This window comes from Spiroplasma endosymbiont of Stenodema calcarata (genome assembly GCF_964031205.1).
Taxonomy (GTDB): Bacteria; Bacillota_I; Bacilli_A; order Mycoplasmatales; family Mycoplasmataceae; genus Spiroplasma.
This window is the reverse complement of record NZ_OZ035018.1, coordinates 117,523-142,479: the sequence shown is the minus strand read 5'-3', so window position 1 is coordinate 142,479 and position 24,957 is coordinate 117,523. Positions and strand designations below refer to the sequence as shown.

Sequence of the window (24,957 nt, the reverse complement as noted above, 5' to 3'; positions counted from 1 at the left end):
TTTGCTTGAAAAAAATGCACATTTAGAGCTAGTCCCTCCTAAATCAATTGCCAAAACATTCATTATAATTTATTTCCTTTCTATAACTCAACAATTTTATTATCATTCCTATTATTAGTTAATTCTAGAATTTTAATAATTTCTAGTGAAATAGTTTTTGTAACAATGTTTAATTCTGTTTTTTTGATTTTTCACAGTTAATAAATATGTTCAATTTACAAACATAATCTTCACTATTTGTTAAACATGGCTTATCAACATTTTTAATTAAATTTGCTTATAAAGCATAAATGATATCTACTAAATAATATAATTTCCGCATAATATTTTGTCTTTTTCAATCACCTAAATAAGCACAACTAAATCGTTTAATTTGTGACTCCTTATTGATATCAAAAATCTCATGTCGATAATTCTGTTTTTAATAATATCGTAAGATTCTTTTCATCATTAAAAGTTAAATTTTTACCATCCGAAGCAATGACACGTTTGTACCAAACATAAGATAATTTTGGTGTACGGGTTTTAATTTTACTATTAAAATCAACGGCAACCAATCCATAATCTTTACGATAACCACCACTTGGTGAAAAAACATCACAGTAAGTTCATACAGAATAGCCAATTATATTAACCCCCGTTCAATTGCCTTAAAAACTTCTGCCAAATGTAAACTTAAATAACGAATACGATCTTTGTCCAGAATTAACTCTCCTGTTTTATTATCAAAATCACCCATTCCATTTTCAATAATCATCACTGGCTTTTAATATTCTTTTCATAATATTTCCGCTCCTGTTGCTAGCATTGATGGATCAATAATTCAATTCCATTTTGTGTATTCAATATCTTTTGGAAAAACTTGTTTAAAACCCGAAACAAAAAAAGTATGGCTTTTCTGACGAAGCATTTTTAAATCATCAACATTTTCATCACTTGTAATATAACAAGGGCGGTAATAATTTCACCCAATTAAATCCAATCGATTTTTTAACAATAATGTTAAATCTTGATCTGTAATTGTCAAATCAATCTCTTCATCTTTTAATCATTGAAAAAAGACTTCAGGATAAGTTCCTTTTAAATTTGGATCTAAGAAAAAGTTCTTAAATCATTGATTGTATTTTACCACTGCTGCTTCATCCCCCTCTTGGTATTGATGTGGTGGTGTTCAATCATGGTCAATTCCTAAGCGGGCATCTTCTGCAATATACCCAGCTACTTTTGCTAATTCAAATTCTTCTTTAGCAATCGCTGCACTAAGATTTAAGTGATGAATTGCTTTTGCGAAAGCTGTTTTATTATTTTTTGCCGGGGGATAATAATCGCTCAAATATCCATTTAAAGTGAAAGTTGAATTTTCATCATTTACAAACGATAAATCACTATATTTCCCTAAAAATCGGAAAACAATTCTTACATAGTTCCGAAATCATTCTATCACATCTCGGTTTTCAAAACCACCTTGGATTTCTGCTCACATTGGGGTATCTCAATGGTATAAGATTGGAATTGGTTTTATACCCTTTTCAGTCAAAGTTTTAAAAACATCATCATAAAATTTAATTCCCTCCGGATTAAAATCACTACTATTTTTGGGGAAAATACGGGTCCAATCCATATTATAGACAAACCCTTGCAAACCCATTCGTTTCATAATTCGTGCATCCGTTTTATATTTACTATAAAAATCAGATGCTAATGCAATTGAATTAATTTCACGTGTTGCTTTTCCTAATGGCGGAATAAAAAAATTACGTTTTGTAAATTCATCTCAAATAGAATCTGTTCGCCCCCCTAAGTTCCGGCCACCTTCAATTTGGAAAGCACATGTTGAAGCTGCAAAAATAAATTTTTTTCCAATCATAATTTCCTTCTTTCTAACCTCTAATGTTGTCTTTTTAATTTTATTTCGTTAAAATTAAATAAGGTGATTAAAAATGTCAACACAATATATTATCATAATTATAGCGGTAATTTTCTTTATTATTCCTTTCATTGTTTGAACAATTACAAGATTTCGAACAAGAGTATTGCAACGTTATTCGCCATGACATAAAATAGCTTTAATTGTATCTTATAGTGTTTGCTTTAGTATTTTTCTAATTTTAGTAATTTTAGCAGTAACTGTTTTCGCTTAAAATAATGTATTAGAAAAATTGAAAAGCACCAACCACTAATTAATTAGCAACAGGTGCATTATATTATTTCTTAGCAGAATTTTTTCTGCTTTTTTTGATTAACGAACCTTTTTAATATCTGCTTTTGTTTTAAATTGATTCCGATATTCTTTATCATGTAAATACTTCATTTATTTTTGATATGCAAGTAGATCAGTTTTTCAGTGTACAATATTTTAAAATAAGTATCCATATTCATATTTCCAGCGGTTCTTCCATTTTTTAGCTAAAAATAAAGTACTCATTCTATTGGAAAATATTAGCAAAGTTTTTCATAATAGCTTTGTGTTTCTACTGAAGTTACCTTCTTTTTTATTATATATAGGAAATAATAATAAAGCAATATTTTTCAAACTTTGCGAAAAATTAAGAAAATTATTCTAATTTTTATATAAAAATATCCAAAAAGAGGTAATACAATTATGTATCTCTCATCAGTACTTTTCAATTTGATTCCTTTAAGTTAATTCTTCATTATCTACAAGCATACTTGTTTCAGCAATTTTTGCCATAAAAGTAGCCGATTTTTTAAAGCTTCGTTTCCCATTTTTAGTTAAATCTAATTGTACAAAACCATAGCGATTTTTATAAGCATTCATTCATGATCAATTATCAATGTATGTCCAAGAATGATAACCAAAGCAATTTGATCCTTCACTAATTGCCTTATGAACTCATACTAAATGTTCTTTAACAAAATCAATCCGGTATTGATCATTAATTACCTCATTTTCAAGAAAACGTTCTTCATTTTCAACGCCCATTCCATTTTCAGAAATATAAACTGGAATATTATCATAATGCTCTTTTAAATTCATTAATGTTAAATAAATTCCTTTTGGAAAAATTTCTCAACCACGGTAAGGATTAATTTGGCGCCCTGGCATTTCATACGGCTGATAAAAATAATGGGGCGTAATTGCGCCATTAGTAAAGTCAGGAATAAAATCAACACATTTAACACGCATTGGTTGATAATAATTAACTCCCAAAAAATCAATTTTTAAACTCTGGTCTTTAATCAATTCTTCATCTTCGTCCATAATCTCTCACATAAAATGATATTTTTGAGCTAATTCTTTTAACTCTTGTGGATAAGTATGTTTAACCATTGGATCTAAAAAACAATTAGTGGTAAATAAATCATGTCATTTTGCTGCACATAAATCAGCTTTATTTTGACTACGTGGAATTGATGGAGAAATACTTAAAATACATCCAATTTGTCCTTGCAATTTTAATTTACGATATTCTTTGACCACTTTCAAATGTGCAATTAAACTATTCCATTGTGCTTGCATACCTGCTTGCATATTAACTTCATTAGGTCGATGCCAATCATATCAATAGCCACCTTCAATAACAACAATTGGTTCATTAAAGGTCGTAAACATTGTCACGCGATCACCAAATAATTTAAAACAAGTTTTAGCATAATAAACAAAAGCGTCAACTACTTCGCGTGATAATCAACCCCCTTTTTCTTGAGCTCAATGTGGCATATCAAAATGAAATAAGGTAATAATTGGTTTAATGTTATTTTTTAGCATTTCATTAATGACATTATTATAAAATTCAATCCCTTTTTGGTTAATTGTTTTACCATCTGGAATTAATCTAGTTCACTGAATTGATGTTCGTAATGAATTAAAATTCAATTCTTTAGCAATTTTAATATCCTCGGGGTAACGATGGTAAAAATCATTTAAACATGGCTGTTGCTGAAAAAAACGATATTTCTCTATTTTAAATCAAAAATCTCAATTTGAAGCTGATTTTCCATCTTGCAAAAAAAGCACTTTCTGTTTGTGGTCCTGAAAAAGCACTTCCTCATAAAAAATTTTTTCCAAAATCATATTGTCCCATTAGAAATTTCCTTTCAAATATATATCTTATTATATCTATTATATTTAGACAAACAATACATTCTAAAATAATTTTATGCTAATAAAAGCAAAAAAATCCTTTAATTTTGTCGAAAACTCTTGATATTTATAGAATATATCTAATTTTAGGTATATTTTTAATATATAGAGGTAAATAATTGATGGAAAAAATAATTACAGAATTAAAAAACAGTTTTACAGATGATCAATTTTTAGAATTTGCTGAAAAAATAAAAAAAGAAGCAGAAGTAATCAAAAAACAAAAACGTTTAAATGAAATTGATCAAAAATTTAGAGATAAAGGCATTATATGTCCTGATTGTAAATCTTATCATTGTGTTAAAAATGGTCATAATCCCGAAGGAAAACAAAAATATTTATGTAAAAAATGTCGTGCTAGTTTTGATGCTTTTCGTCATCATTTTACTTATTGAAGTCATTTAAATTATGAACAGTGAAATTTATTAATTCAAATTTCATTATTAGGACAATCTAGTAAAATAATTTCCCGTTTTATTAAAACAACACCAAAAACTGCTTGATATAATCGTCAAAAATTAATGCAATCAAAACAATTAGAAAATACTCAATTAAAATTTAAAAAATTAAATGGTCAAATCCAAATTGATGAAACTTTTATTAAAGAAATCCATAAAGGTAATTTTAAAGATAAATTTGATAAACGAAAAACTCATCTTGATCCATTTTCAACTAATACCAAATGCTGTATTCAAATGGTAGTTGATAGCAATAATAATATTTTTGTTCAATCCACCAATACCAAACGATTACAAAAACAATGAATTATTGAAAATATGAATAAGCAATTAATTAAAGAAAAATCAATAATTATTTCTGACATGCAACCATTATATTTATTAGTAGCAAAACAAACAAATTCTACTCTATATTCTACCAAAACTAGTACAAACCCTGATACTAGTTATCGAAAGTTAAATAAGATTAGTAAATTACAATCCAGTCTTAAAGAAGCCTTAATTCATTATCATGGTTTGGGTTTCACTAATATTCAAAATTATTTAAATCTATAAAAATGAAAATACCAACATAAAGGTTTAATACCAAAACAACAATCAACGGTATTATATTTTAATGTTTAAAAAATTTAAAGCAAAATCATGATCTTAAACAAAATTATTTTTCAAATTGTCATATTGATGATTTTTTTATTTCATCAAGAGTTTTCGACAAAATTAAAGAAAAAATCCTGTAACTTAAACAACATTTGTAACATTGTTTTTATCATTTATTGTAAATAAAAAACAGAGAATTTATTTTTTAATACTCTGTTTTAATTCTAAATATTGATCTCATAGCTCAAATGCTTTATTATTTTCGAAAATAAAAAGTTTATTTTTTATTAGATGCTTTAAATTATCAATTTCTGTTCAAATAGCATTAATAATATCACGACTATACTTTCAAGTAATTCGATTACGATTAAATTCTTTTAAATCTAAAATTTTGTAACTTCCATCTGCAAAAACCTTAATGTCTAAATCATAATCAATATATTTGATTGTATTTTGTTCCATAATAAATGGTGAAGCAATATTACAATAATAGTTAATTCCGCTTTCTTTAAACATGCAAATGATATTACTTCAATTTTTACGATTAAAAATTCAAATCGCTGGTTCATTTGTTTTTCATTTTCTACCGTTCAATTCTGTTACTGTTACATCTTCATTCACTAAAACAATATAGTCTTCTTCTAACAATAAAATAATCGCTGATTCTCAGCTACGATAAACCGAACCATTATGTTTATAAGCATGTACAAAAACGGTATCTCCAACTTGTAACTTGTTCATTATGTTGCCTCCTTAGTAAATGATTGACAAAAATTACAACAAAAAACAATTAAAAATAAAACAATAAAAATGTCAGTGAAATTATAAATTGCCATAATATAGAATTTTATCATTTGATATTAATTAATTTAAAATAGAACTTATTTTAAATATGTCAACATATTAATTATATCAGTAATATTTTATTAAGCAAATAATAAAACCCTATCCCTAAAAAATAATCAATAATTTTATAAATTATAAACTTAAATAATTAAAAAAAACTACTCAACTGTAGTTAAAAAATGGGGCGGCTGATGGGACTTGAACCCACAAGTGCCGGAGCCACAATCCGGAGCGTTAACCTCTTCGCCACAACCGCCATATATGATTAAATAAATAACCTTACTTATTATAACTTAAAACAAGAAAATGTAAATAAAAAAATAGAGTTATGTAAAAACGATTATAACAAATGCAATAATCTATAATAAAGTAACTAATATTTATTATACTTTGTTTTGAAAATAGTAAAGGACCTATAAATTACATACACAAATAAACTGTTAATATAATCTTTCGCCATAACACTAATTTTAAAGAATTTACAGAGATGTAAATTGAATTAGATATTATATTTGCAAAATAATTGGCTTATAAAAAACTAGGATACATCTCCTATTTTAAACCTTAAACAATATTAATGTTGCCCCGATTGTCCATATGCAGCTGTCTTTGCAGCACTATTAATTGCGCAATGAACACTAAACTGTTCAAAATCTGTTTGATATCTTAGAAAAATTGGGGGCAGTCAAAAATTAACTAAAGCTTATTCTTTCATCAATACAAATATTTGAAAACTCTTAATTTGTTAATAAATCTTATTACTGATTTATATTATAATATACTAGGTACGGATTTTTAGTACCCAAAGGAGTATAAATGGAAGAAGAATAACAAAATGTATATCATTAAAAAGAACAAAAATTTAACTAAAGAATTAATAATTCGTAATGTTAAATTCCTTTGTTTCGCTAGTTACGTTCAAACAGAGACAGATGTTATTAACTTCTTAAAAGAATATAAAGATAAAAAAGCAAACCATAACGCATATGCGTATGTGATTGGTAGTAGACGAGAAAATATTTACAAAACTGATAATGGCGAAATACGACATATCGCTGGGAAAACCATTTTAGAAAATATTATTGATAAAAATTTAACAAATATTATCGTCTTAGTCAGTCGATATTTTAATCCTCTTTATAATTTACCCGAAGATTGAATCAAAAATGGGTATGCAACAATCACCCGCCTGATATTAACTTCCGCCCAATTAGAAAAAATAAATGAACAAATTAAAATTGGAATCTTATTACGCCCATTAAATGAATTATTCTTACGTGAATTATTAGGTACATATAATATTAATATTGTATCCAGATTAATTTATAGTGGTGACTTAATTTTTACTATAATTATCGACCGTAACAATAATATCTTAAATTAAAGGAATAATATATAGTTATAAAATTTTAAAAAATTAAAAAATCTTATTAATATTTATTAATAAGATTTTTTTATGATAAAGTAATTAACTCTGGTGATTCTAAGATTTCTTTTAATCGTGTTAAAAAGATTCCAGCCTCCGCCGCATCAATAATACGTTGATCAACTGTTAGAGCAATATTCATCATTGAGCGAATGACTAATTTATCACCTTTAATAACAACTGGTTTACGAGCGATTCGTCCAATTCCAATTACCGCTGAGTTTGGGTAAAAAATTGTTGGTGTCGCATTAACAGCACCTACTGTTCCATAATTAGCAATAGTAATTGTACTTCCTTGCAATTCATAATCATATAATTCACCCTGACGTAAACGTTCAATTGTTTCTTGGATGTTAATTGCAATTTGTTTTAAACTCATTCGTTCAGCAAATTTAATGACAGGAATCACTAACCCTTCACTAGTTTCTGTTGCTAAACCAATATGTTGTGAATTTTTAATAACAATTTGATTTGTTTTTGGATCATAATATGAATTTAATTTTGGATATTCACTTAATGCCAACGACACAGCCTTAACAAGAAAACTCATTGTTGAAAAACGCACGCCATATTCAGTATTAGCATTTTTTAACTTTCGTTGTTGATCAATAATTGATGACATATCAATTTCCACATTAATTGTTAATGGTGGAACATGCGTTTGTGACATAATCATTGATTGAATCGCTGGATATCTTGTTGCTTTAATTTCTTCTCTTGTTTCTAATCCTTGTGGTTCAACATTACTATTAGTATTTACAATGTTCAAATTATTATTTAATGGCTGAACTAAATTTCCATAAGTGTTCGGAATTCCCTTTAAATCATTATCAAATTTCTTAACTTGTAAATTATTAGCATTAGAATTATTTTCATTCTCTTGATTAAATGATTGCTTATTATTAAAATTAAATTCTTTCAACATTTCTTTTGAGATTGGATCGGATGCATTCATTGTTTTTAACATCTGCTGCATTAACATATACTGCATCATTTTATCCAAGTTATTGGAATTATTATTATTGTTATTATGATTTGCTTCTCGTAAACTTTTAATTTCATGTAACAATTCATTTTGACGATTATTTTGTTCTTGGTTTGATATTTTTTCTTTTAAAACAGCTAACTCAACCATCACCTTATTATCGCTTGCTGAAGGTTGTCCCGAGGGAACCTGAAAATTATTTGTGATTGGTGTCACATTATCTTTTCTCTGATTGTTATCTTGGTTTAACGTCCCATCTGATGATTGATTTTTATTTCGTGAATTAAATTCTTCCTGAGAATTTGATAGTGATCTATTTTGAAATTGTTTTTTACTATCATAATATTCATTATCTAATTTTTCATATTGTGATTCAATTTCTTCAAAAGAAGGACGACGATAATTATTGACTTCTCCTAATACTGAATCAACTTCAACATTACCCTTTGCAATTTCTTCCATTCTTTTTTTTATTAATTCTCGTTGATTTCTTGTTTTTAAAATTTTCTCACGTTGTCCACCATCATTTAATTTTTCATATAATCGATCACGATAAGATTTTAATGGTGAAAAATAACCCTGTGGTTTTGAACCTGATTGTTCTGAATTTTTAGGGTCAATTTCATAACCATCCGCGGAAATATAAACTTCATCAGCTGCATCATCATTATTAACATTATAACCAGATTGATCATAGTCATAATTACTTATCCCACTATTATAGTCACTTAACATTTCTGGTCTCGCATTTCTTTTAATTAAATCATTCATTCTTCCTTGCACAATATTACGTAAAATTTTGGGACGACCATTCTCATCTAAAAAATCCATTGCACTTTTTGAATTATCATTTTCTAATGATAATTCATAAAAATCATTTTTACTGTGCAATTGTTGTCGACGTTTATTAACAAGACTACGAAAATCATTATCTTCAGTTTGCCCTCCCAAAAATGACCCCGCATTAGCTGGATTAATATCTTGTTGTTTTGTTTCATTAACTAAATACTTAGCATATTCTTTGGCATAGTTTTCTTCTACTAATTTTTGTTGCCCAATTGGCACAGCATTTGTAATAACATTATGATTAGTTGTTTGTGAATTAGGATCAAAACTATTAACTGTTGAATTAAAAGTATTTTCTTTAATATTATTTTGATTTGAATTAGGTATGTTAACCATTGTATTCTCCCCTCAAGTTTGCATGTTTTGACTAGGTGATTGTTTGATTACATCAATTGAAGGGATTTTTGCACGATTATTAATAATATGATCATCATCAATTCTTAATTCTTTAAAAGAAAGCGTACGACTTTTCTTAGGGCCAAATGTCAATTCCGTTTCATCTCATCTTTTACTCGGAACTGGTTTATCTTGGGAAATCGGTTTTTCTTTAAGCACTGATTCTGATTGAACAGTTGCCACTGAATCAGGAAAAAACGTTTGTTGTTGTTGATTCATATTATATTGTGGTTGTATAAAGTTATTCCCATCTAAATTAGGATTACTAATCATTCCTTCTGATCATGGTTGATTGAAATTATTTTGTTCAAAATCTTGAAATACATTTCCATTTGGGATTAATTGTTCATCAATTAATACTGCACCGGAATCAATGTTTGGTGTATTATACACATTTTCATTTGGGATTGATTCATAATTATTTTGTGATTGTTCTTGTACTAATGGTGGTGTAAAAGTAGGATTTAACTTATTAGGGTCAACAAAATCTGCGCCAGAAAAATTATCTTCTTCAACATCTTTTCATTTTGTCCCAAATTCACCATTTTTTGTTGTTGAAAAAACAACACCTTTTTTATCTAAATGACTAAATTCATCATTATCAAGCTGTTTAAAATAATATTTTTCAATTTCAGACTCAGTTGTTAATAAATGGGCAATAACAGCATTATTTTTAATTTTGCTATTAGGTTTAATTGGCTTAACAATAATTCCATCCATGGGAGCTTCAACAATAATTTCCCCACTGTCACTTTCAATCAAGGCAATTGCATCACCCGCTTTGACAGCAGCATCTTGGTATAAGAATCCTTTTAAAATGCCTTTTTTATATAAATTTGCTACTTTAATTTTTTCCATTGTTTCAATTTACCCCATTCAAAAAAACTTAATTTGTTTTATTAAATTTTGTTCAGCCAGTTTTCTACCCATTTTTATTACAAAATAATTATATCATATATACGGGGCTTTTATTACTAAAAATGAAAAATAATATTATACACAAAAAATAAAAAAATGCAAAACTTTTGGCTTTATTTTGCATTTTCTTTCATTTCTTTTACCTTATTATCAAATTCAGTAATATGTTTTGTTGCCGTCAAATTTTTAACCCATTTTTTCCGACTTAATATTACAATTGCCCAAATTGCTTTCAAACTATCCACTGATTGCATAATTAAAACAATATAAATAATATCTAAATTTGATGTGAAAATTAAAATTGCTAATAACGGAACTGGAACTAATCACGTGAATAAAGCATCTAAAACAAAGGCATTCATAACTGCTCCACCAGTTCTAATAATTGCATAACTAGTTGCAGCAACCATTAAACACGGATACCAAAGTCCATAAGCAAAAAGCATTCAATGCGAAATTCTAAACGTTTCTGGCATACTATTATTAAATAATAATTCTGGTAAAAACCAACCGCCTACAATTAAAATTGAACCCGCAATAAATCCGACAAAAAAAGCTAAGATTACTAAATGTCTCCCATTATACTCTGCTTCTTCCAAGTTATTCGCTCCTAATCGACTACCAACTAGAACCGAAGTTCCTGCTGAAAAACCATGATATAATGGCGTATATAATGCCGCAATTATTGTTGAAAAAATTGCATTTGCTGTTAATGCATCTAGACTATAATATGCTCGCAATTTAACTTGCAAGACCATTCCAACGGATCAAAAGATTTCGTTTAGAACAATTGGCCATGCTTTTTGAAAAGCCCGGCGAGCAACATACCCATCAAACCGGTGTCAAATACGGGGAATAAATTCATACCGTTTATATGAAAATAACACAATAATAAAAATTAGTTGTAATACACGCGAAACAGATGTGGCAATCGCCGCTCCTTTTACCCCAATTCCATTAAAGCTACCAAGAAAGTGTGGCTCAATTAAAAAGGGATTCAAAAAACAATTAGTACTTAATGCAATAATTGAAATTCAAACTGCTAAACCAGCTCGCCCTGTTTCTCTTAGGGTTGTAATAAAAGCAATATTAATTGCTAACAATGGATATGACAAAGCAATAATCTTAAAATATTCTGTCCCTTCTTTAGTGGAAATTGAGGCAGCTTGATACTCAAAATATTTAAACCATTGTATTGCTAAATCTTTATCCGCCGGTTGGAGTTGTCTAAAATCTTCTGGCCGTGGGGCATACTTAGGTGATGTTGTGAAACTAACTAATTGGTAACCACAAATTTGCGATAAAATTAACACAACAAAGCAAATAATTAAACAAACATAAATCTTTAGCAAAGTAACTTCGCGCAATTCTTTATACTTTTGGGCCCCAAAATATTGGGCATTAAAAACACCAAATCCATAACAAATGCCACTTAAAATAGCAAACATAATAAAATAAAGTTGATTTGAAGCAGCAATCCCATTAATTGCTAATTGACCTGCCGTATAATGAAAACCAGTATAATTTTCTAACCCTCAGTCTTGCCAAACTTGTTTCACATTATAAACATTATCCGCCCCAAAAATTAGTTTCATTTCATCTGCTAAATGCTGGAAACCATGAATATTATTCTTAATTGAACTTGCAAAAAAATTATCAACTAAGTCCGTTGACTCCATAATGATCTCTTGTACGGTTGCTAATAAGATTAATACTAATGCTGTTGCATACCATTTTTTTGAAGCCAAAATTTTTGGTCGGCTTTTACGTTGTAATTGTGTCATTTTATTCTTCTTTCTTATTAATTTAAATTACACTGCAAATATTATAATATAAAAAAAATAAAAAATAATTATTTTTTATTTTTCTTAGTTCAATATTTTTGATATAATTTATATTCTAATTGTTTTGTCAACACAATAAGAAAAACTTATAAATTAAATTTACCCCTGCATAATTCCAATGGAACAACATCTGTTGAATTATCAACACGGGCCGTTGATCAATTTGCAGTTGTTTCATAAACACCAATGATTATTATCTTAACTTTTACCCATACCTTATAAACCGCCAAATTTTGTTACCAACTATGTATTAATTTAGAAACAAAAAAGCTGCCAATAATAAGACAGCAATTATACTTAAATCAACCCCAAATTTAATACCAAAGGGAGCAGTGTGATTATTGACTCCCTAATGGTTCAGAAAAATCTTATAATCCTTTTTAATCCATAAAACTATAACTATTTAGATTGATTAGATTCCCCATTCGTTACTTTATTCTTTTTGTTTTTCCTAATTATTTTACTTTTTTTTCTTTGCTCGATTTTGACGAATTTTTTGCCATAAACTTTCTATCTTAACCTTTTCACTATGATTGTCAATTTGATCAGTTTTTCGTTTGAAGAAAAAAACTAACCCTCCAACAATTACTAAAATTACAAGGACAATCAATAATGCTGCTCACCATGGGAGAATATCAAATAATGATTTTACCATTAATGCCATTAAGTTTTCCCCCTTCATAATATGTTTCATTATATCCAATAAAAATAAAAAATTAATGACATTAGTTATTAATTTTTTATTTTTATTAAGTGCGGTGTGACGATTGTTTTTTAGTAGCTTTATTTTTATGTTCTTTTTTCGCTGCTTTATTTTGTTTATCAACCGCAATTTTATCAGAACGTGTTTTTAAAATAAATTGTTTCATTGAAATTGTTTCACCAGTACGTCTTTTATCAGCAATTTGTCAAAATCCATACATAAAGGCCGTAATTAATGCTCCAATTATCATAAATAAGAATGCTAGCAATGTTCATCCTCATGCTCCGGCTCAACCATAAATTCCAGTTTCACCATTCCCACGGCCTAAAGCCGATAAGAAACCAACAATTGGACCACCATGACCAGCTAAATCAGCAATTCCAACTGCTCCCGCTAAACCACCGGCAACTGCTGAACCAACAATATTACTTGGAATAACTCGTTTTGGATCATTTACCGCAAATGGGATTGCTCCTTCTGAAATTCCAATACATCCCATAAAGAATGCTGTTGAACCCATTGTGCGTTGTTCTTCATTATAAAATGGTTTAAAAATCCATGTCGCAATTCCCATTCCCATTGGTGCAACTGGGATAGCAACAGCCATTGCTCCCATCGGTGTATAAATTTTTGAGCCAATTAAACCTGTACATGCTAAGAAAGCAACCTTATTAACTGGACCACCCATATCAAAACCAGCCATTGCGCCGATTAATAAACCAAAGGCTAATCCAATTGCAACATTAGCAGCATTGGAAGTATTTCCTCATGTTTTTGAAATTCATTCTTGAAATTTCCCCATTACTCATCCAACTGTTGAACCAATTACAAACATCATAATCATTCCATAAATAAATCCAACAACAATTGGAATAAAGAAGATTGGCATTACTGGTTTTAAACCTTTTGGCACGTTTCATGTGTTAATTCACTTTACTGTATAACCAACAGCTAAACCGGCCGCAATCGCTCCAATAAATCCGGTTGGAGTATTAACGGCTTCAATTCCTGGCAAAGGATAAAAATTAGTTGCATTGTTACCAATAAATGAAACCACAATTGCTGGGGCAATCGCTGAGCGACCAGCAATTGAATTAGCAATAAATGCTCCTAAAATAGGAATCATTAATGCAAAGGCTGATCCTCCTAAAATATTTAAATAGTAGAAAAAGTTTTTAGGATCAGTTAATGGATCAGTATAGAATAATTGTCCTCAATGGGCAGTACCTCCTGTTGCATCAGGAATTCAACCCATTCCTTTTAATGAACCATGGAAATTCTCATAATTAGGGCCATAAATTGCTTTAGCTAATCCTAACGACACGGCAATGAAAATTCCCCCTAAGATAACAATTGGTACCATATATGAAACCCCTGCCATTAAATGTTTCATAACTCCAACTTTTTGTCCATTGGCCCCAATTCCTTTGGTTGCAAATTCGCCAACTGCTTGGACACTGCCTTCTTTTAAAGCAGTATTAATAACACCTATCGGGTCTTTAATTGCTTTAGTAACTGGGCAAAAGTATACTTTTTTCCCACCAAATCTTGTCATATCAAGTCCAATATCGGTTGCTGCAATAATCACTTCAGCCCGATTGATTTCGGGTTCAGTAAAATCATTACGTACTCCTTCTGACCCATGCGTCTCAACTTTGATTTCATATCCTAACTTAGGAGCCGCTTGGTTTAATTTATCAGCCGCCAAGAATGTATGAGCAACCCCCATTGGACACGCTGTCATTGCCAAAAGTAGTGGTTTTTGTCCTTTTGGATTCGTATTCTTTTCGACATTATTTGAATCAGAACTAGATAATAATGCTGTTTGAATCTTAGCTTTGTTTGTTTCAACTTTCATTGCTTTTTTAAAGTTTTCATCCATTAATTTTCGGGCGACTTCACTTAAAATTCCTAAATGAATATCTCCTGACTTAGCTTCCGGAATAATTAAAGCAATCGCAACTTTTGTTGGTTTCCCATCCATTGCATTTCAGTCAACAGATTCCTTAAAACGAATAAATAAAACGGCTTCCTTTTGCACTGCTTTAATTCGGGCATGGGGAATTGCAAAACCATCTTCAAATCCTGTTGAAGATTCTTTTTCCCGAGCCTCAAAGCCTTTAACAAGTTCGTTTGAATTAGAAACATAACCTAAATCTTCAGCCAATTTAGCAAGTTCTAAAAATGCTTCTTCTTTAGTCTTTGCTGTTGAATCTAAAATAATATGTTTCTCATTAAAAATTTTATTATACATATATTTTTATCTCCTTTCACGGAAAGTTTCTTTAATTTTGTCGAAAACTCTTGATGAAATAAAAAAATCATCAATATGACAATTTGAAAAATAATTTTGTTTAAGATCATGATTTTGCTTTAAATTTTTTAAACATTAAAATATAATACCGTTGATTGTTGTTTTGGTATTAAACCTTTATGTTGGTATTTTCATTTTCATAGATTTAAATAATTTTGAATATTAGTAAAACCCAAACCATGATAATGAATTAAGGCTTCTTTAAGACTGGATTGTAATTTACTAATCTTATTTAACTTTCGATAACTAGTATCAGGGTTTGTACTAGTTTTGGTAGAATATAGAGTAGAATTTGTTTGTTTTGCTACTAATAAATATAATGGTTGCATGTCAGAAATAATTATTGATTTTTCTTTAATTAATTGCTTATTCATATTTTCAATAATTCATTGTTTTTGTAATCGTTTGGTATTGGTGGATTGAACAAAAATATTATTATTGCTATCAACTACCATTTGAATACAGCATTTGGTATTAGTTGAAAATGGATCAAGATGAGTTTTTCGTTTATCAAATTTATCTTTAAAATTACCTTTATGGATTTCTTTAATAAAAGTTTCATCAATTTGGATTTGACCATTTAATTTTTTAAATTTTAATTGAGTATTTTCTAATTGTTTTGATTGCATTAATTTTTGACGATTATATCAAGCAGTTTTTGGTGTTGTTTTAATAAAACGGGAAATTATTTTACTAGATTGTCCTAATAATGAAATTTGAATTAATAAATTTCACTGTTCATAATTTAAATGACTTCAATAAGTAAAATGATGACGAAAAGCATCAAAACTAGCACGACATTTTTTACATAAATATTTTTGTTTTCCTTCGGGATTATGACCATTTTTAACACAATGATAAGATTTACAATCAGGACATATAATGCCTTTATCTCTAAATTTTTGATCAATTTCATTTAAACGTTTTTGTTTTTTGATTACTTCTGCTTCTTTTTTTATTTTTTCAGCAAATTCTAAAAATTGATCATCTGTAAAACTGTTTTTTAATTCTGTAATTATTTTTTCCATCAATTATTTACCTCTATATATTAAAAATATACCTAAAATTAGATATATTCTATAAATATCAAGAGTTTTCGACAAAATTAAAGGAAAGTTTACTCTTTCAAAATAAAAAAGCAATAAATTAATTAAAAAAATCTATTTTTTTGGGGGAAATGGAGTTTTTTCTATAAAATAAAAATAGTTTTACGCAAACTATTTATTTCATATAACTTAATAATGCTTTCCCTGTAACATTGATTTTAATCTTTTGATTTAAATCAACAATAATCGCTGATTCACCAACCACCAATTCAACAGTTCCCAGCATAATCTTTCCTTCGACAACTGTTACTTGCCCTCATTTTACTAATGACAAATCAATCTCTTGTGTTTTTGTTAATAAATGTAAAGTAAAATATTGATTATCAATTAAAATTCCATCTATAATATGTTGGACTTTTTCATTTGAATCTGGGACTGTTGTCACATCAAAACATTCCTGCAAATGTAAGGGACGTAAGTAACCATCGCTGTCCACACGATCAAAATCATAAAATCGATATGTGACATCTGAAGAACGTTGTAACTCAAAAACAGTTACTCCCGGAGTTATTGCATGAATCTTCCCAGGTGGCACATATAAAAAATCTCCCTTTTGAACTTTTACTTCCGTAAACAATTGCTTTCATTCTTTTTTTCAACCAACCTAATTAACTCCCTTTTTGTCTGTGCTTGGTGGCCATAAATCATCTTCGCATCAGGGGGACAATCAAGAATATATCAACATTCTGGTTTTCCTAACATATTATTATGTTTTAAACTATATTCATCATCAGGATGAACTTGTACCGATAAATAATCTTTTGCTGTAATAATTTTTGATAATAATGGAAAATGCGCTTGCGTAGTTCCAAAATATTCCGGATGATTTCGATAAAAGGTTTTTAAAGAAAGACCTTGCTCCGAACCAGTTGCAAGATAACTCATCCCATTGTCTAACGCACTAACAACTCACGCCTCACCATACAAACCATTTGGCGGCAATTGAAAACCAAAATCAGCCAATTTACGACCCCCTCATAATCGTTCTGAAAAAAATGGAGTCACTTTAATTACTTTATACATAGATATCCTCCTCTGGTTTTTCATTTATATTTAACCACAAAAAAAGAAAAAATAATATTATCTTAAAGATTTATAGTAAGATATAAATAACTAACAAAAAGGAGTTCAGAATGAAAATTATTAATATTCGTAGCTATCTTAAAAAAATAAAATGCCATTTGTTATGGTTATTTGCGGCCCTTGGTTTGATTACACTTATTTTTTTAATTATTTTCTTATTACAAAAAAAAATATCAGCTCAAGATAAATTAATGTATTGCTCAATTTTTATTGTTACTAATTTAATATTGTTATTTATTAATTATCTAATTATTAAAAACCCCTTTATTTTTTCAAAAATTTATCGTGATGATAATGACAAAAATAGATTAAGCTTAAGTTTTTACTTTTACTGTTTTGTTCTTATTATTACAATTGTTTTTTTCTTTTTAACAACTATTTCAATTCAACTAATTTTAAAAACAACTTTTAATAATGCTCTTAAACAATTATGATACGTCGGATTGGCTTACGCCTTATGAAGTTGTTTCATTATTGGTGGTTTTAATACTGTTAATTTAATTATTTTAAACCGTCCAATTCCGCCAACAAAAAACCCGGTTTAAAAACCATAAACTTCAATTCATTGTAATGATTCTAATAATCAGTTTAAATCCTTTTGAATCACATCAACAAGATTTGTAATAATTTCTTGATAACTACCAATAAAAAAACACCAAGTAAACTTCCCTTAGGATCATTAAAATTAAGAACGTTATATCTATTAAAAGCAATTGTGATATAACGTCCATCAAATTGCATCAACGGAATTTTTATCTTATTATTAGCTAATTCAATTAAATTAAGGATTACTTTTGGGGTTAGTAATTTTCGAATTAAAATCTGATCATTTGCATCAACAGCAAAGATTTTTTCAAATTCTGTTGCTTCTAAACTAGTATTATCCTTTGTTTTAAAGATTTTTAAAAATGTTCGCATTGCCTTAATTGTTGCAACTAAGGTTAGTGATTCATTAACATCAATTGTTAAATATGGATACCGCGTATAAACAACATCAGAATTTTCCCCCGAACCAGTAACTTCCTTTCGCGTTAAAGTTCCAAATGAATAATTATTCTTACCTTTATTAAAATTAAGAACGTAATCTTGTTTAATTTGTCTGCTGGGTGGCACTGCAGCCTGCGGAAAAAGGTTAAATTCTTTTTTTATTTCGGTAATTTGATACTGTTTAGTGGTAAAAAGTTCTAAACCAGTTTGATAAAGTTTTGCAAGGGGTAATTCCTGTATAATAAGTTTTTGTAATTTTATCGCTTTTCAATATTTTAATGTTAACCATCCTGTTAAACTTAAGGTAACTAAACTGGCAACGAAAATAATTACTTGTAAAAGTACTCCAAATGAATGTAATCTTGTAAAAAATGCACGGGGAATATTCATAAAACTTATTATTAAAAAAAATCATAATAAAAAAGTAATTGTTATTAAAACAAAATTTAAATAAAGATATCGTTTTTTTAAATATGTATAATGTACGATGAAACTCCAAAAAACAACTCTTGTTAGGGTTGTTTTTTTATTTTAAATAAAACAATTCATAAAGGAGGTAATGATAATTAAACAACAAAAAATATGTGATGTTAATGATTGTTATAAAAAAGTATCATTCATTACCGAAGAATTTGTATCAAATAAAGTTTTATGAACTTGTGAAAAACACAAAGACTTATTAAATAAAGTTAAAAATTGAAAACAAAAACAATTTTATCAAAAATTAGAAAATTCAAAAATTATCTTTGATTATGAAACTGGTTTATTAAAACTTAAATTTTATAAAACTTAATGCAGAGTGGAACGGTTATTTTATATAACTAAGTGTTTTTATTCCACAGCCTGCCGAGGCAAGTACTGAAATAGTGTATGAGAAAAGATGAAAATCGGCGCTGGTTTTTATAACTAAGCGATAGTCGTGATAAGTCCAAGGCTAATATCAAACGACAATAAAAAAAGAGATAGTGACTTAAACAATTAAATTTGCGTTTAGCATTTGGTCCTTCGTATGGATGCAAGTAGATTTAATTTCAAAAACTGCGCGTTTCATCCCTGAAATGGGAACGGAAGAAGGAAGACATATATGTCTGGTGGAAAAACTATATAAACAATTACAAATTGTAGTACTTTGTAGTTAATTAATGGAGGCTTATATGAAAAAGTTAAATAAAAAAACACAAATAATATTAAATAAATTAATGCTTAAAAGTTATCCTGTTTCATTTGAAAACATGACCGATGAACATTGAGCATTAGGGAAACAGAATCAGGAGGAATTAAAAATGTCATATTTTATTAGTGATTACTTAAGTGAAGAATGAATTAATAATAAAGCATTAAAAATTAGTAATAAAGATATTATTTATGCAGAAATTGATAGTGATGATGAAAATTGAGAATTAAATTTATATCTTAAATTTGGTAATGAAGAACGATATGTCGGTAATGTTTCATTGCCAACAGATTTTGACTTAAATTTAAAATGATATGAAATTGATGAGGTTAAAGGTTTAATTAGTGATTATTTAGAAGATGAAGAAGCAGATTACGAGGTGATAAATTATGAATAAAAGATATTTATTAGTAATTAAAAATGGTGACTTTGATATTAACAGTACTTTATTATTTTATACATTAGAAGAAGCAAAAATGACTGCTAAAAAATGTTTGGTATAACTACAATTATTGATTTAGAAGATAAAAATATTGAGTGAAATGGAGATAAATAATATGGAATTAAAAGATATATTAAATGAAATGTTTGATAATTTCCCAGAAGTTGCTCAAAATTATGGTGAAGCAATTATGGATCGATATGAAATTGAAGTTGAAAATAAAAAATTAACACCAGAACAAATAAATAATCTTACAAATATATATTTTACAAAACCAAAAAATAATTATATTGGAAATGAGGATAAATAATGAATATAACAGAATCAATTAAATTTGACAAACTTAAAGAAGAAAACGAAGAACTTAAAAACAAAATCTCTGAAAAAGATAAAGAAATTGAGTTTTTAAAAAATAATTGAATTATTAAAAGAGATAATTTTATTGAATTAGAAGATGAAATTGTTAAGTTAAAACAACAACAATTATATAAAGAAGATTTTGATTTAACTTGTTATGCAGAATGTAATTGTGATGGTGAAGGTTGTGGTTTAATAGACAATTCAAAATATGAATTATTACCTAGTAAGGAGGAATTAAAATAGAAACACATTATATTATTGGATGATTAAGTACTATTTTATCAATTTCTTATTTGATACCACAATCTTTGAAAACAATTATTAAAAAAGATACGACAAGCATATCATTATTAATGTTAATTTTATATTTAATTGGAAATATTAGTTGAATTACTTATGGTTTTTTATTATATCCAATTAATTTAGTGCTTATAGTTTCTAATTTATTACAGTTTATTTTTGCAAATATTATATTAATAATAAAAATAAAAAATATAAGAAATAAAATTAATAATTTTAATTTTAAAAAGAAAGGATGATAAATAATGACTAGTGGAGAAGCAAGTATTTTAGGAAAATTAGAACAAATTGAACATAATCAAAAAAAGATTATGCGTGGAATTTTAAATATTTCAGAAACATTTACAAAAAATGATTTTAAAGAATTAACAAATATTGATGATGAAAATTGTAATTTAGCAACTATTATTCAAGATGATTGAGATTGATTAGATAATCAATTAAAAGAACATAAAAAATTAAAAGCACAAGCTAAACGAAATGGTTATACATTAGCACAATGAAAAAAGATAATGGAGAATGATAAATAATGAATAAATTTATTGGAATTGGTAGAACAACTAAAGATATAGAAATTAAGAAAACACAAAGTGGTAAAGAATATGCATTATTTCAATTAGCAATAACACGACCATATTCAACACAAAAAGAAACAGATTTTATACCTTGTCAAGTATGAAATAAACAAGCAATAGTATTACAAAAATATTGCCAAAAAGGTAGTCAAATTGCAATTACTGGTGTTTTACAATCATTTAAAGATAAAGATAATAAAATACAATGAATAGTACAAGTATCTAATTATGAGTTTTTAAATACAAATAATAATTTAAAAAAAGATATATTATTATCAGAAAAACCACAAGAAAAAATAGAATTTAATTCATCTGATACAAAAGAATTATTTAATAATGATAATCAAAATATTAGTAATGATGACGCAATTTTATGAGATTAGATTTAAAACCATTATATATTTATAATGATGAATTACATAAGTATAGTATTTTAATACCTAGTGTTAGTCAAATTGTTAATATTTTAGTGCCAAAAGATTATTCACAAATTGATAATAATATTTTAAAATTAGCACAAAATCGTGGTATTTGTTTACATAATATGATTGATTGTTGATTAAAGAATGATTTTGATGATGAATTAGTTGAATTAATTGATTGTGATACAAAATCGCATAAAGATATATTTAATAATTTTACAAAGTTATATAATGAAACTTTTAAAGATATTCAATTTAGTAATTATGAAACTGAAAAAAGATACTATACACCTATTCTTTGTGGAACAACTGATTTTATAGGTAAAACAAATGATAATGAAATAATTGTTTGTGATTGAAAAATTACAAGTTCAAATGAACAAATTGATATTGATAGATATATTTGACAATTAAAACTTTATTATTTATTAGAAAAAGATTTTAAAATTGATAATAAAAAAGCAACATTTATTATTATCAATCCTAAATTAAAAAAAGTTATTAAATAAAAAAGTAATATTACTAAACAAGATTTAGAACAAATAAAAAATGCAATTTTAACATGACAAGAAAGAGAGGAATGAGAAAATGCAACAAGAGAATAAAAAAACATTAATTGAAAGTATTGGAGAAATTCAATCTAATATAAATATTTTTGTTGGGAAAAATGCAAGAAATGAATATAATAAATATAATTATTTTACAGAAAGTGATTTATATCAAACTTTAAAACCACAACTAAAAGAACATAATATAACTTACACTATACAAGCAATCGGAGATCCAACATTCATTAATAATGATAAAATGGTTAGTTATTATTCAAAAGGTTTATTAACACTTTATAAAGGTAATGAAAAATTAGAATTAGGAATTATTTTATCAGCACAAAATTCAGATATTGCAAAAGCAATTGGTAGTGCTTTAACATATGGTGCTAGATACTGATTATGTAAAACTTTTGGAATAGCAACCGATGAATTAGACCCTGATAGTACAGAAATAAGCAAAGAAAATAGTAATCAAGTTATTAAAGAAAAAAATAAGCAACAAATTAATAATTCAATGAGTTTGGATCAATATAATAATATTAAAACATTTATTTTAAATAATGATAAAGATTTAGATGTTAAAGAAAAAGCGACAAATTGAATTAAAGATGAATTAAAAATATCTAAATTAGATCCATCATTAATTAAAAAACAAAATGAAAAATTTTATATTAAATTTAAAGAAAGATTTTTATAATGGCAATTAAAATGAAACCTAAAAAACACCAAGTTATTATTAGGAATGTTAATGTTTATCTTAATAAAGAACAAGAAAAAATATGAAATGAATTACCTAGTTTATATACTCATAGCCAACGAGTACAGCATTTTATAAATTATTATATTGTAAATGAAAGGAAAAAAGATAATGAATAAATTAGAAATTAAACATAAACGAACAAATGAAATTATTATGACAATAGAATATAAAAATTCAATTAATGGAGCAGACCTTCGTGGAGCAGACCTTCGTGAAGCAACCCTTCGTTGAACAGACCTTAGTAAAGCAAAAAATATCAATTACGATTATTTAATTGGAGCCAATACCTGTGTTAAAAAAAATGATAAATTAAAAAAGGTAAAAGCTAGTGAATAACTATATATTATGTTATCGATCTGAACAAGGTAAGCGTCCATGTAAAAACCCTCGTGGTGAATATATAACTGGTATTGATAAAGAAGATGTTGATATTAAATCTACCGAATATTGAGAATACTATAAAAGTACTTATGGTGAAGAAAATTTAATTATATTAGAAAATAAAAAATAACCTTAATTGGTTATTTTTTTAAATGCTATTTGTTAGTTTTTTAATAGCATCTTTTTGTGCTTGTTTTTTATCATTAACTTTAACTTGTTTTTTAACATTTTTAATTTGACCTGTTTTTAATGCTAATTCTGTTGCATATTCAGGTCCTCTTAAATGCTTTTCGTGAGCAATAACAGCAGTTCGTAATTCTCTAATTTCTGCTTTATATTTTTTAATTTTTTTAGCAGATAATCCAAGAATACCAAGACTACCCATTCCACCCGCACCAGCTAATACAAGTAAAGCAATCATTAATGTTTCATTCATTTTATTTAATTCCTTTCTTATCCTTATTCAAACAGTGGCCATCTATTTTTTCAGAACAAAATAATTTATAAATTAAATTATATAACCACCCAAAATATCAACCACCCCTATATATAATTTAATTTTTACTATTTAATATATCATTTGCTGTTTGTATTACTGTTTTTTGTTCTTTTTCTTGCACATGATCTATTTCATTTCATTTTTTTGCTAATTTTGGAGCAACTAATCTTGTGTTATTCCGACAATCTAAACAATATCTTAAATGGTCTTTTTTTCATTTTGATTTATAAATCAAAATAATAATTAATGAAATTATTAAAGTAATTAAAGGTAAAATTGTAAACACTAAACCAATTTTAGAAACTCTAAATCTTGGTATATCAATTTTCATATCTACTTTTGGCTTACTACTAGCAACAAATATACCTTGAATCCCATGTGTAAATAATGGTGTTAATAATATTGCAATACCATTACCTCAATATTGTCCATAATTATATCAATTAATATTATCTTTTATTGCATTAATCATTCCATATTCTAATTAACAATTTAATGCTAAAAATAATAATGTATAAAAACTAACTACTCAGCTACGAATAATATATTTTATTTTTCAATTTTCAATATCTTTATGAGTTCATTTATCAGTTAAAATAGGGTCTTTTTTAAATCAATTTCAAGGTAAAGCACCTTTTAATCAAGTTGTTTTATCTTGTGTCATTATTAAATTACCAACTTTCTTTTAATTTTTAAATTAGTTATATTTGTTGTTTCATCAATCATTTTAATAAGACCATCAGTATTAATAGCAAAACCATAAAGATTATCTTTTAAATAAGTAGCATAGCCACAATAAATATCAAAGTTTTTAAAAGTTTCTGCAAACATATAAGGTAAAAGTGAAAATTGACATCATACTTTATATTCATATTTAGA

General features: G+C 27.2%; 34 protein-coding genes, 1 tRNA gene and 1 pseudogene. 17 read left to right on the top strand and 19 right to left on the bottom strand.

Translation table 4 applies throughout. The features are described 5' to 3' along the window. Window positions 1-383: 383 nt before the first annotated feature. The 3 genes from ACQH24_RS00720 to ACQH24_RS00710 all read right to left on the bottom strand — a co-directional run bounded on the left by ACQH24_RS00720 (window position 384) and on the right by ACQH24_RS00710 (window position 1,867). A complete protein-coding gene (locus tag ACQH24_RS00720) occupies window positions 384-557 on the bottom strand; it encodes a hypothetical protein (RefSeq protein ID WP_425380146.1) in 174 nt (57 codons plus the stop codon). A gap of 68 nt (window positions 558-625) precedes the next feature. Beyond that, window positions 626-757 carry a family 1 glycosylhydrolase gene (locus ACQH24_RS00715; RefSeq protein WP_425380145.1) on the bottom strand — a complete coding sequence of 44 codons (132 nt, stop codon included), beginning with the start codon at window positions 755-757 and terminating at the stop codon, window positions 626-628. A 9-nt stretch (window positions 758-766) separates the two neighbouring features. Continuing rightward, entirely contained in the window at window positions 767-1,867 is a 1,101-nt protein-coding gene (locus ACQH24_RS00710) for a glycoside hydrolase family 1 protein (protein WP_425380144.1), read from the bottom strand. 73 nt (window positions 1,868-1,940) lie between these two features. Between ACQH24_RS00710 and ACQH24_RS00705 the strand changes: the two genes are divergently transcribed. Beyond that, window positions 1,941-2,141, top strand: a complete 201-nt coding sequence (locus ACQH24_RS00705; RefSeq protein WP_425380143.1) for a hypothetical protein — start codon at window positions 1,941-1,943, stop codon at window positions 2,139-2,141. A 497-nt stretch (window positions 2,142-2,638) separates the two neighbouring features. Here ACQH24_RS00705 and ACQH24_RS00700 read toward each other — a convergent pair. Further along, window positions 2,639-4,046, bottom strand: a pseudogene (locus tag ACQH24_RS00700) (glycoside hydrolase family 1 protein). A 181-nt stretch (window positions 4,047-4,227) separates the two neighbouring features. Between ACQH24_RS00700 and ACQH24_RS00695 the strand changes: the two are divergent. Further along, the gene (locus ACQH24_RS00695; RefSeq protein ID WP_425380142.1) at window positions 4,228-5,118 is read left to right on the top strand and encodes a transposase; all 891 of its coding nucleotides are present in this window, start codon (window positions 4,228-4,230) and stop codon (window positions 5,116-5,118) included. A 240-nt stretch (window positions 5,119-5,358) separates the two neighbouring features. Here the strand turns inward: ACQH24_RS00695 and ACQH24_RS00690 are convergent, their stop codons facing one another. Together ACQH24_RS00690 and ACQH24_RS00685 are read right to left on the bottom strand one after the other, a co-directional pair. Then, window positions 5,359-5,901: a DUF402 domain-containing protein gene (locus tag ACQH24_RS00690; protein WP_425380141.1), complete on the bottom strand. Its 543-nt coding sequence runs from the start codon at window positions 5,899-5,901 to the stop codon at window positions 5,359-5,361. A gap of 285 nt (window positions 5,902-6,186) precedes the next feature. Then, window positions 6,187-6,262, bottom strand: a tRNA-His gene (locus ACQH24_RS00685). Window positions 6,263-6,841: 579 nt separating this feature from the next. Here ACQH24_RS00685 and ACQH24_RS00680 point away from each other — a divergent pair. Then, window positions 6,842-7,390 (top strand): YigZ family protein, encoded by a 549-nt coding sequence (locus tag ACQH24_RS00680; RefSeq protein ID WP_425380140.1) that lies wholly within the window; start codon window positions 6,842-6,844, stop codon window positions 7,388-7,390. Between the two features lie 70 nt (window positions 7,391-7,460). Here ACQH24_RS00680 and ACQH24_RS00675 read toward each other — a convergent pair whose 3' ends face one another. From ACQH24_RS00675 to ACQH24_RS00640, 8 genes are all read right to left on the bottom strand, one after another. Then, on the bottom strand, window positions 7,461-10,517 hold the full coding sequence (locus ACQH24_RS00675) for a 2-oxo acid dehydrogenase subunit E2 (RefSeq protein ID WP_425380139.1): 3,057 nt from the start codon (window positions 10,515-10,517) through the stop codon (window positions 7,461-7,463). Window positions 10,518-10,690: 173 nt separating this feature from the next. Beyond that, a complete protein-coding gene (locus tag ACQH24_RS00670) occupies window positions 10,691-12,361 on the bottom strand; it encodes an MATE family efflux transporter (protein ID WP_425380138.1) in 1,671 nt (556 codons plus the stop codon). 146 nt (window positions 12,362-12,507) lie between these two features. Next, a complete protein-coding gene (locus ACQH24_RS00665) occupies window positions 12,508-12,651 on the bottom strand; it encodes a hypothetical protein (RefSeq protein WP_425380137.1) in 144 nt (47 codons plus the stop codon). A 230-nt stretch (window positions 12,652-12,881) separates the two neighbouring features. Then, on the bottom strand, window positions 12,882-13,085 hold the full coding sequence (locus ACQH24_RS00660) for a hypothetical protein (RefSeq protein ID WP_425380136.1): 204 nt from the start codon (window positions 13,083-13,085) through the stop codon (window positions 12,882-12,884). A gap of 85 nt (window positions 13,086-13,170) precedes the next feature. After that, window positions 13,171-15,378 (bottom strand): PTS fructose transporter subunit IIABC, encoded by a 2,208-nt coding sequence (locus ACQH24_RS00655; protein ID WP_425380135.1) that lies wholly within the window; start codon window positions 15,376-15,378, stop codon window positions 13,171-13,173. A 128-nt stretch (window positions 15,379-15,506) separates the two neighbouring features. Beyond that, on the bottom strand, window positions 15,507-16,466 hold the full coding sequence (locus ACQH24_RS00650) for a transposase (RefSeq protein ID WP_425379704.1): 960 nt from the start codon (window positions 16,464-16,466) through the stop codon (window positions 15,507-15,509). A gap of 193 nt (window positions 16,467-16,659) precedes the next feature. Then, entirely contained in the window at window positions 16,660-17,079 is a 420-nt protein-coding gene (locus ACQH24_RS00645; RefSeq protein ID WP_425380134.1) for a hypothetical protein, read from the bottom strand. 26 nt (window positions 17,080-17,105) lie between these two features. Then, window positions 17,106-17,567: a type I phosphomannose isomerase catalytic subunit gene (locus tag ACQH24_RS00640; protein ID WP_425380133.1), complete on the bottom strand. Its 462-nt coding sequence runs from the start codon at window positions 17,565-17,567 to the stop codon at window positions 17,106-17,108. A 110-nt stretch (window positions 17,568-17,677) separates the two neighbouring features. Here ACQH24_RS00640 and ACQH24_RS00635 point away from each other — a divergent pair, with 110 nt between their 5' ends. Then, on the top strand, window positions 17,678-18,172 hold the full coding sequence (locus tag ACQH24_RS00635) for a hypothetical protein (RefSeq protein ID WP_425380132.1): 495 nt from the start codon (window positions 17,678-17,680) through the stop codon (window positions 18,170-18,172). 43 nt (window positions 18,173-18,215) lie between these two features. Here the strand turns inward: ACQH24_RS00635 and ACQH24_RS00630 are convergent, their stop codons facing one another. Continuing rightward, complete coding sequence (locus tag ACQH24_RS00630; RefSeq protein WP_425380131.1) at window positions 18,216-19,004, bottom strand: DUF3137 domain-containing protein; 789 nt, start codon at window positions 19,002-19,004, stop codon at window positions 18,216-18,218. Window positions 19,005-19,173: 169 nt separating this feature from the next. Here ACQH24_RS00630 and ACQH24_RS00625 point away from each other — a divergent pair, with 169 nt between their 5' ends. From ACQH24_RS00625 to ACQH24_RS00565, 13 genes are all read left to right on the top strand, one after another. Next, entirely contained in the window at window positions 19,174-19,407 is a 234-nt protein-coding gene (locus ACQH24_RS00625; RefSeq protein WP_425380130.1) for a hypothetical protein, read from the top strand. Window positions 19,408-19,627: 220 nt separating this feature from the next. Next, a complete protein-coding gene (locus ACQH24_RS00620; RefSeq protein WP_425380129.1) occupies window positions 19,628-19,753 on the top strand; it encodes a hypothetical protein in 126 nt (41 codons plus the stop codon). A 15-nt stretch (window positions 19,754-19,768) separates the two neighbouring features. Next, window positions 19,769-20,185, top strand: a complete 417-nt coding sequence (locus tag ACQH24_RS00615; RefSeq protein WP_425380128.1) for a hypothetical protein — start codon at window positions 19,769-19,771, stop codon at window positions 20,183-20,185. 160 nt (window positions 20,186-20,345) lie between these two features. Continuing rightward, window positions 20,346-20,540: a hypothetical protein gene (locus ACQH24_RS00610; protein ID WP_425380127.1), complete on the top strand. Its 195-nt coding sequence runs from the start codon at window positions 20,346-20,348 to the stop codon at window positions 20,538-20,540. After that, window positions 20,540-20,833: a hypothetical protein gene (locus ACQH24_RS00605; protein ID WP_425380126.1), complete on the top strand. Its 294-nt coding sequence runs from the start codon at window positions 20,540-20,542 to the stop codon at window positions 20,831-20,833. Before ACQH24_RS00610 ends, ACQH24_RS00605 begins: the two co-directional genes overlap by 1 nt. A 50-nt stretch (window positions 20,834-20,883) precedes the next feature. Then, window positions 20,884-21,132: a SemiSWEET family transporter gene (locus ACQH24_RS00600; RefSeq protein ID WP_425380125.1), complete on the top strand. Its 249-nt coding sequence runs from the start codon at window positions 20,884-20,886 to the stop codon at window positions 21,130-21,132. A 3-nt stretch (window positions 21,133-21,135) separates the two neighbouring features. Continuing rightward, window positions 21,136-21,420 carry a hypothetical protein gene (locus ACQH24_RS00595; RefSeq protein WP_425380124.1) on the top strand — a complete coding sequence of 95 codons (285 nt, stop codon included), beginning with the start codon at window positions 21,136-21,138 and terminating at the stop codon, window positions 21,418-21,420. Then, window positions 21,420-21,848, top strand: coding sequence for a single-stranded DNA-binding protein (locus ACQH24_RS00590; protein ID WP_425380123.1), 429 nt, complete (start codon window positions 21,420-21,422; stop codon window positions 21,846-21,848). Before ACQH24_RS00595 ends, ACQH24_RS00590 begins: the two co-directional genes overlap by 1 nt. Then, entirely contained in the window at window positions 21,839-22,396 is a 558-nt protein-coding gene (locus tag ACQH24_RS00585; RefSeq protein ID WP_425380122.1) for a hypothetical protein, read from the top strand. The genes ACQH24_RS00590 and ACQH24_RS00585 overlap by 10 nt, the downstream gene beginning before the upstream one ends. Window positions 22,397-22,475: 79 nt before the next feature. Continuing rightward, complete coding sequence (locus tag ACQH24_RS00580) at window positions 22,476-23,135, top strand: ERF family protein (RefSeq protein WP_425380121.1); 660 nt, start codon at window positions 22,476-22,478, stop codon at window positions 23,133-23,135. Then, on the top strand, window positions 23,135-23,314 hold the full coding sequence (locus tag ACQH24_RS00575; protein WP_425380120.1) for a hypothetical protein: 180 nt from the start codon (window positions 23,135-23,137) through the stop codon (window positions 23,312-23,314). Before ACQH24_RS00580 ends, ACQH24_RS00575 begins: the two co-directional genes overlap by 1 nt. After that, the gene (locus ACQH24_RS00570) at window positions 23,307-23,534 is read left to right on the top strand and encodes a pentapeptide repeat-containing protein (protein ID WP_425380119.1); all 228 of its coding nucleotides are present in this window, start codon (window positions 23,307-23,309) and stop codon (window positions 23,532-23,534) included. The genes ACQH24_RS00575 and ACQH24_RS00570 overlap by 8 nt, the downstream gene beginning before the upstream one ends. Beyond that, window positions 23,527-23,709 carry a hypothetical protein gene (locus tag ACQH24_RS00565; protein ID WP_425380118.1) on the top strand — a complete coding sequence of 61 codons (183 nt, stop codon included), beginning with the start codon at window positions 23,527-23,529 and terminating at the stop codon, window positions 23,707-23,709. Before ACQH24_RS00570 ends, ACQH24_RS00565 begins: the two co-directional genes overlap by 8 nt. Window positions 23,710-23,727: 18 nt before the next feature. On the opposite strand, the gene ACQH24_RS00560 is transcribed toward ACQH24_RS00565, so the two are convergent. The 4 genes from ACQH24_RS00560 to ACQH24_RS00545 form a co-directional block, all read right to left on the bottom strand. Then, complete coding sequence (locus tag ACQH24_RS00560; protein ID WP_425380117.1) at window positions 23,728-24,015, bottom strand: hypothetical protein; 288 nt, start codon at window positions 24,013-24,015, stop codon at window positions 23,728-23,730. Window positions 24,016-24,133: 118 nt separating this feature from the next. After that, window positions 24,134-24,550 carry a hypothetical protein gene (locus ACQH24_RS00555; RefSeq protein WP_425380116.1) on the bottom strand — a complete coding sequence of 139 codons (417 nt, stop codon included), beginning with the start codon at window positions 24,548-24,550 and terminating at the stop codon, window positions 24,134-24,136. Window positions 24,551-24,562: 12 nt separating this feature from the next. Continuing rightward, the gene (locus tag ACQH24_RS00550; RefSeq protein ID WP_425380115.1) at window positions 24,563-24,742 is read right to left on the bottom strand and encodes a hypothetical protein; all 180 of its coding nucleotides are present in this window, start codon (window positions 24,740-24,742) and stop codon (window positions 24,563-24,565) included. Between the two features lie 2 nt (window positions 24,743-24,744). Beyond that, window positions 24,745-24,909 (bottom strand): hypothetical protein, encoded by a 165-nt coding sequence (locus ACQH24_RS00545; protein ID WP_425380114.1) that lies wholly within the window; start codon window positions 24,907-24,909, stop codon window positions 24,745-24,747. Between the last annotated feature and the right edge of the window lie 48 nt (window positions 24,910-24,957).